Origin of the sequence: Anoxynatronum buryatiense (assembly GCF_900182905.1) — a bacterium.
GTDB lineage: Bacteria > Bacillota > Clostridia > Peptostreptococcales > Tindalliaceae > Anoxynatronum > Anoxynatronum buryatiense.
The window spans coordinates 1-5985 of sequence record NZ_FXUF01000029.1; the positions used below are offsets into that span (position 1 = coordinate 1).

The window sequence follows — 5985 nt, forward strand, 5'->3', positions numbered from 1 at the left end:
CAAAGACAGTAACGAAGCTATTGGCTCATAAATTCGCGAGCACAATGGCTCAAAAATTCATCAGCACGTGGCTCAGAAATTCGTTGACATTCGGACATATTAACATCAGTTAATTGAGATAGTATTCCAGCTGGATTTATACTTTCTTGTAAAATAGTGTGAGGAACAACGTGATTACCCATTGAAGATACTAAAAATACTGGCAACGCACTAAATGCAGCACCTAATAGTATGCAGAGAATTACGGCCACAATATGAGCTAATCGCTTAATAATTCCCCATTCCTCAGCAGCGGACTTTATTAGTATTCCTATAAACACAGAACTAACTATTGTAGGAATAAAGTACAACAAAAACACCAACCCAGAAAGTACATATCTTCCCCTGAACAACTCTACTAAAAGAACTTTATGAGCAGCCAAAAATATGTTTATTATTAAAAAGCCAAATCCATACGAAATCAAGCTAATTAACAATAGAATCTCACCATATTTTTTAAGTGAATTATATACGCTCTCGTAATAACCCGTCATGTTTACCTCCGATATAGTTAGAGATACTTAAATTATCCATTCTCCAATTAAAGCCATCTATTTGTATCAAATGTAATGCAAATGAAGGAATTAGATTGAACATGATATTCTATGTACGTCGCATTATCACATTAAACACTATCCTTGCGCAATGAGACGGTTACGTTTACGTGCCTCTATTAAAGCATCTACAGGTCTGGGATTATGTTTGATGTTTAAGATTGGTTGATATTTTTCAACTAAATTCCGTTCAACTGAAAAATCCCCTTTATATCCCACTATGCTGATATTTACGTTCCGTTTAAGCCTATCAATTATGATTCTTTTACTTTCCCCAGAGAATGCATAGTTATTCTGATTGCTTTTGCTTTTCAGATATCCTGGTATAGGAGTGTGTCCCAACATGGCACCAGCACTCCTAAAAAAAGTCCCGGCACCTTTATGTAGTATTTCTTGTTCAAGACGTTTACTCAGATGTTGTTCTTTGGCCACCCCGATGTAGAGTATCCTGCTCTCTATGTCAAACAACTTTTCGTTATAAGGTTATGGCAGTATTGCATCATCTTTTAATTTGATGCAATAGAACCCATAGTAATCAAATTGCCGTGCATCAATGTCATCAATCTCTTGAAAAAATCCTTCAATGAGCAGTTCATTCTCCAAGACTAACGGGTCGTAAATCATATCACTCCTCCTTAAATTACAAAATAATCTCTTATGAGTAGACAGTATCAGTCATTCAATTTGTAGAACACTTTAAAATTAGCTCCATAATGCCCTTCGGTCATAATAATACTGAATCCACCTATCTGTTCAATTTTCTTGCCTTCCATTACACTGCAAACAGCTGCATACCTGTTCTTTAATTTCATTGCAGTATGGACTTCTCCTGAACATACCGATATTTCATCCACCATGCGTGCACGCACTTTTTCAAATATTATAGTTAGTATATGCTCTCTGATATCGTCCGCTAATCTTCGCTTCACTTTTTCAACTAATGGAGAGGTATGTATGTTTGACTTGTTTGGGATTTTGGGGTCTCAATTTGCTCGTTATCACTATCCAGTGCTTGGGGTAATAAGACAACCTTTACATCCCTTAATTCATCCATGTATTTAGTAGCAATGATATCGTAAGTTCGATTTTCCGTAACAAAAAAATATTTAAAATCAGCCTGAGCATCCTGTAACTTTTTGAAGTCTTTCCTGAATGAAGCTTTTTGCTGTGCGCCTAAGTCAAACTTTCCGTAAGGGTAAGTGGTTTTTATTTCACCTACAACCCTCTCATTTTTCACAGTCATTTCATCGACATCTAATCCTGGTGCTGACTGAGATTTAAGCGAAACATCAAATGAATCAAACTCATGTTGTTTACAAAGATACTCTTTTGCCATTTGGCAGCCAATATAGCTCATATCATTATCAAAGTTTCCCATTATTCTTTTCAATTTTCCCATATAACTATACATATCGGGAACCGAACTATTTGGAGGCACTGTCCCATTCTCACGAAAGAAATCATTTATTCCTTTGATCTTTTCAGCGATTTTTATCATTGTTTCTTTTTCATTTTGCGTGATTCCCATGCATCATACTCCTCCTAAGAAACAGTCATTTAGATTATGTTTCCATCTATTATACAACTCCAATGAGTCAAAAAAAATATTACCTCAGACATTCCGAACTTAGTCACATACGACAACCGTTCCGTTTGAGTATTCATCCCATAGGTTATCGATGCTTACTGAGAGTTCGCTCCATTCATTGTTAATGGCATCCATAACATATTTGTCTCGTAATGCTGGCTTGTTGTATAAGACCCATTTCAACTGCTTTACCGAGTATCTTGTAAATGCAATCCATTGTGGATAGTTTATATCCAATGGGTTCTCTGTAAAAATCACTTTTCCTGTGTTGATAGCCGTGCTTGCGGAATGTGCGATGAAAAGCATCGTCCCCAACTTAGGTTTCTTCTCATGATTCAGTCCAACAGAAATTGCCTCCGAAAACGAATGCCCCTCGGCAAGCCGCTTAACAAAATATGAAACACGCACAACAACTTCGATAATCATTACTGGAATTGACATAGCACAGAAATGCCGAAAATCATATCCTTGTCCATACATACTCTTGACTAATTCGGCTATGTTCAGTTTTTCTTCGCCAATAGATCCTATTTGTAGTTTGTTAAAAAGTGCCATAAAGGGAACTGGCAAGCTTGCTGGCGTGTTTACATCAGACAACATGTGGAGGAATACTTTCGCAATCGCCTCAAACAAGCTGGAGGCTTTTCTGTCGCTGTAATTCTCCATAAATTGAACGACGAATTTCCCATTATAGTCAATGGTTGTCATCGTTCCTCGAAGCATATCTGCGACACCGAAAACGAATCCAAGAATTGGGTCGTGACCAAGTTGCAAGAAACGATGGAAGTACGACGATAAAGTATCCACATAAATAGTGGTGTTGCGATTGTCTTGTGCATCGTAAGTGACTTTCGCAAGTTTCTCCAGTTCGGAAATTTTTTCGGCGGGTAATGCATTGTCAAACAATTTTCCAACATAGTCAGAGAGTGTTCCGGGGACACTTTTACCAGAAGCAGTCTTCACAAATCCGCCAAAGAAACAGTCTATCGCTCCGCTAAGAATTCCGGCTACGACAGGTATAATAACATCAACAGTATCAAAGTCGTGAACTGTGTTAAACTCGGCATTAAGCTGACGGATATATTTTCTATTCGCTTCCAATTCCTCATTTGAAAAAATGTCCTCAAACGCTACCTCCTCAGGATTTCGTTCATTTGCATCCTTTAACAAATCGTCAAACGAGCGAACAATATGTGCATCATGTGTTTGCGGTTCACTCTCAATCTCTATGCGTTTCAAGTCGTCTCCATGACCTATTGAACGCAATAATTCCTCGCTTTCAGCAATCCTTGTATCGATAGTTTTTTTCGTTTGTTCAAGTGATGGGGTGTTTTGTGCGTAGTCGTTTTCGTTTTTTACAACTTTTAGCAAGTCCTTTTCACTCTCCGAGAGTATATGCTTTGGCATTTGCTTGCCTCCTCCCTACAAATCATCCTGCAAGTCTTTTATGGCCTGTTGCAACAGAATATTTAGGCTATTGAGATATTCTGCCCGCTCTTTTGTAATTTTAACCTCTTCTTTTAGGGAGGCAACTATTGCATGGTGCTTTTCTATAGCGGCTTTGAGAAGTCGTTCCTTTTCCTGTTGCAGTTGTTTGCGTTTCTTAGCTCCAGCGATGCCTACACCAGCGGCTGTCATACCTGCAAGAGGAGCAGCTAAGACAAAGACGCCTGAAACCATTCCGCCACCGATAATAGTACCCGCAGTTACTAAACCTGACGTTATACCTGCTGCACCTACACCGGCAACTCCCAATCCATAGAGTGCAGCAAATGAAACAGCGCCACCTGCCCCCGCACCTAACACCCCTCCTAAAACGTTCGGTATTGAACTATTAGCTATTGTTCTTCTTTTGTCCTTAGCTGCTTCGCCTGCCTCATTAACAATAGTTACAACCGGCTTTAATGCGTCAAGAGATTTAAAGTTTTTTGTGTTAGCCATTTTCATCCTCCCTATCATATCAATTAGTCATCCAATCCGCGCCTTTCTGTGCAGAGGTCGTCCATCCACCTCATACCTCTTTGTCCACGAACCTTTTGCCACATAACAATTCGGAAAAATTTCTGCTGTTGTTTTTCCGCCACGGATAATTGAGTCTTTATTATTGGCTTCATTTTGGGCAATGAATAATCTTTATTGCCATTATACAACAACCGTTCGACACTACACGCCAAAATTTGCATATTTGTCCAAATTTTTCCAAATACTACTCAATTTTGCTCTTATGCTCCTTGATAAGGAATTGATTTTCTTTGTAGAGGTTATCAAATTTATTCTTGGTATGCCTTTAAAATCACCAGATTTCAAAGTATAATAATAGTTTCGAAAGGAGATGGACAACTTTGGCTGATTTAATATCAGGTTTCTTAAACGAACGAGTAGGTGTAACATTTGAACCAGAAGATGCTTCAGTAACCGTTGATTGTACGCTTGTAGTCATTTGTGCTATTGGTACTCACCCAAAACTTAGTGAGCCAATTATTGAACAATTCAATTCAAAGCGTTCTGAATACTATCAATCATATCAGAAGAGCATTTGGCATAACCATAATCTCATCAATTCCTACACAACAAAACAGAACCACTTGTTAAAAATGGTTGCTGGGATTTATGCCCAAAACGAAGCTGCTGAAGATTTTTCGGATATTCACAGATTGATTCATAAAGGCTATAAATTCGTTTGGAATTACGTTAAAAGTCATAAAATTGTCCGAGAAAAAGACTTTAATACGCAACTGGTATCAAAGTTCTTTAAAGAAGATGTTCCAAGCGCTAAAGACTTCTTATATCAGAACATTATTCTACAGTTTCTTTGTGCTACTAAACAAATTGAACTGATTCTTTTTGAACCAAATATTGAGTTTATTCAAAGTGCCATCACAGAATTCATAGGAGTAATTTGCTATCAAGAAGCCTACTTTAATGATGATGAATTTAAAGAAAATGAAAAACAGATGTTAGAAATCTTTAGTAAAAATATGATGGCACCTGCTGCCCAGACACTGTATGATTTTATCGTCGAACGCCAACAGTACGAATACGATATTGCTACTGAAGAGTATCCCAATCTTGAATCGGAGAACATCATAAATAAATCAACTAAAATGCCATGGTCACGTGCATCCATGTCGCTAACAAGATGGTTAGACATCGTGGGCGTTCATCACGAAGAGTTGTGTCGCAAGACAAAATTCAGTGGAATTGAAATGCAGCGATTTATCCTAAACACCGTTCATGCTCAAAAGCATTCCAACATCAAAGACTCAGAAATTGAGTTCCACATACTTGCCTGCATGGTAATCTATGCTCTCGCAGGAGAGTACAAAAAAACAAAAACCCAATATTTCGAAGAAAGCAATGAGGCAGTGGAAGAGATTGAGAATCGCCTTGCAAAGGAGTATCAAAAACAAAAAAAGAAAATTATATCTGAAAACAATGCTTTGTTATCTGAAAAATCACGGTTGCTACATCAAACGGAAGAATTAATGAAAGAGAACAGTACATTAAGGAAAGAAAACCATGAACTACATAGACAAGCTGAGTCAAATGTGTTGAATACTCGTGAACTGCATGCTTTAAGAGAATACATCTATGAAAAAGAATCAACTAATCAACTTATCGAGAAAGTACCTAATAACGAAATTGCCGTGGAAGAGTGTATAGAAGTGTTGAACGAAGAGAAGTGTGCCGTTCTGGGAGGCCACCCTGGGGGTCTGTCAATAATTTTGTGCTTTTAACTATTGATCCCCTTACGGCAAATAACTGCTGACTCGATCCGGGAAGAATACCGATAGCTGAAGGAGG

At 38.0% G+C, this 5985-nt stretch carries 7 protein-coding genes; 1 reads left to right on the top strand and 6 read right to left on the bottom strand.

The features are described from left to right. Window positions 1-17 precede the first annotated feature (17 nt). From QOL74_RS18170 to QOL74_RS18195, 6 genes are all read right to left on the bottom strand, one after another. A complete protein-coding gene (locus tag QOL74_RS18170) occupies window positions 18-533 on the bottom strand; it encodes a hypothetical protein (protein WP_283410927.1) in 516 nt (171 codons plus the stop codon). Window positions 534-671: 138 nt separating this feature from the next. After that, window positions 672-1061 (bottom strand): GIY-YIG nuclease family protein, encoded by a 390-nt coding sequence (locus QOL74_RS18175; protein ID WP_346771767.1) that lies wholly within the window; start codon window positions 1059-1061, stop codon window positions 672-674. Between the two features lie 15 nt (window positions 1062-1076). Further along, window positions 1077-1217, bottom strand: a complete 141-nt coding sequence (locus QOL74_RS18180; protein ID WP_283410929.1) for a hypothetical protein — start codon at window positions 1215-1217, stop codon at window positions 1077-1079. A gap of 313 nt (window positions 1218-1530) precedes the next feature. Beyond that, entirely contained in the window at window positions 1531-2121 is a 591-nt protein-coding gene (locus tag QOL74_RS18185; RefSeq protein ID WP_283410930.1) for a hypothetical protein, read from the bottom strand. A gap of 99 nt (window positions 2122-2220) precedes the next feature. Further along, entirely contained in the window at window positions 2221-3588 is a 1368-nt protein-coding gene (locus tag QOL74_RS18190; RefSeq protein WP_283410931.1) for a hypothetical protein, read from the bottom strand. Between the two features lie 15 nt (window positions 3589-3603). Continuing rightward, complete coding sequence (locus tag QOL74_RS18195) at window positions 3604-4122, bottom strand: hypothetical protein (protein ID WP_283410932.1); 519 nt, start codon at window positions 4120-4122, stop codon at window positions 3604-3606. 401 nt (window positions 4123-4523) lie between these two features. Here QOL74_RS18195 and QOL74_RS18200 point away from each other — a divergent pair, with 401 nt between their 5' ends. Next, a complete protein-coding gene (locus tag QOL74_RS18200; protein ID WP_283410933.1) occupies window positions 4524-5918 on the top strand; it encodes a coiled-coil domain-containing protein in 1395 nt (464 codons plus the stop codon). Window positions 5919-5985: the final 67 nt, after the last annotated feature.

Bases quoted from the DNA above. Each gene is read 5' to 3' on its own strand.
- QOL74_RS18170 (WP_283410927.1), bottom strand. From the start codon at position 533: ATGACGGGTTATTACGAGAGCGTATATAATTCACTTAAAAAATATGGT.
- QOL74_RS18180 (WP_283410929.1), bottom strand. From the start codon at position 1,217: ATGATTTACGACCCGTTAGTCTTGGAGAATGAACTGCTCATTGAAGGA.
- QOL74_RS18185 (WP_283410930.1), bottom strand. From the start codon at position 2,121: ATGGGAATCACGCAAAATGAAAAAGAAACAATGATAAAAATCGCTGAA.
- QOL74_RS18190 (WP_283410931.1), bottom strand. From the start codon at position 3,588: ATGCCAAAGCATATACTCTCGGAGAGTGAAAAGGACTTGCTAAAAGTT.
- QOL74_RS18195 (WP_283410932.1), bottom strand. From the start codon at position 4,122: ATGGCTAACACAAAAAACTTTAAATCTCTTGACGCATTAAAGCCGGTT.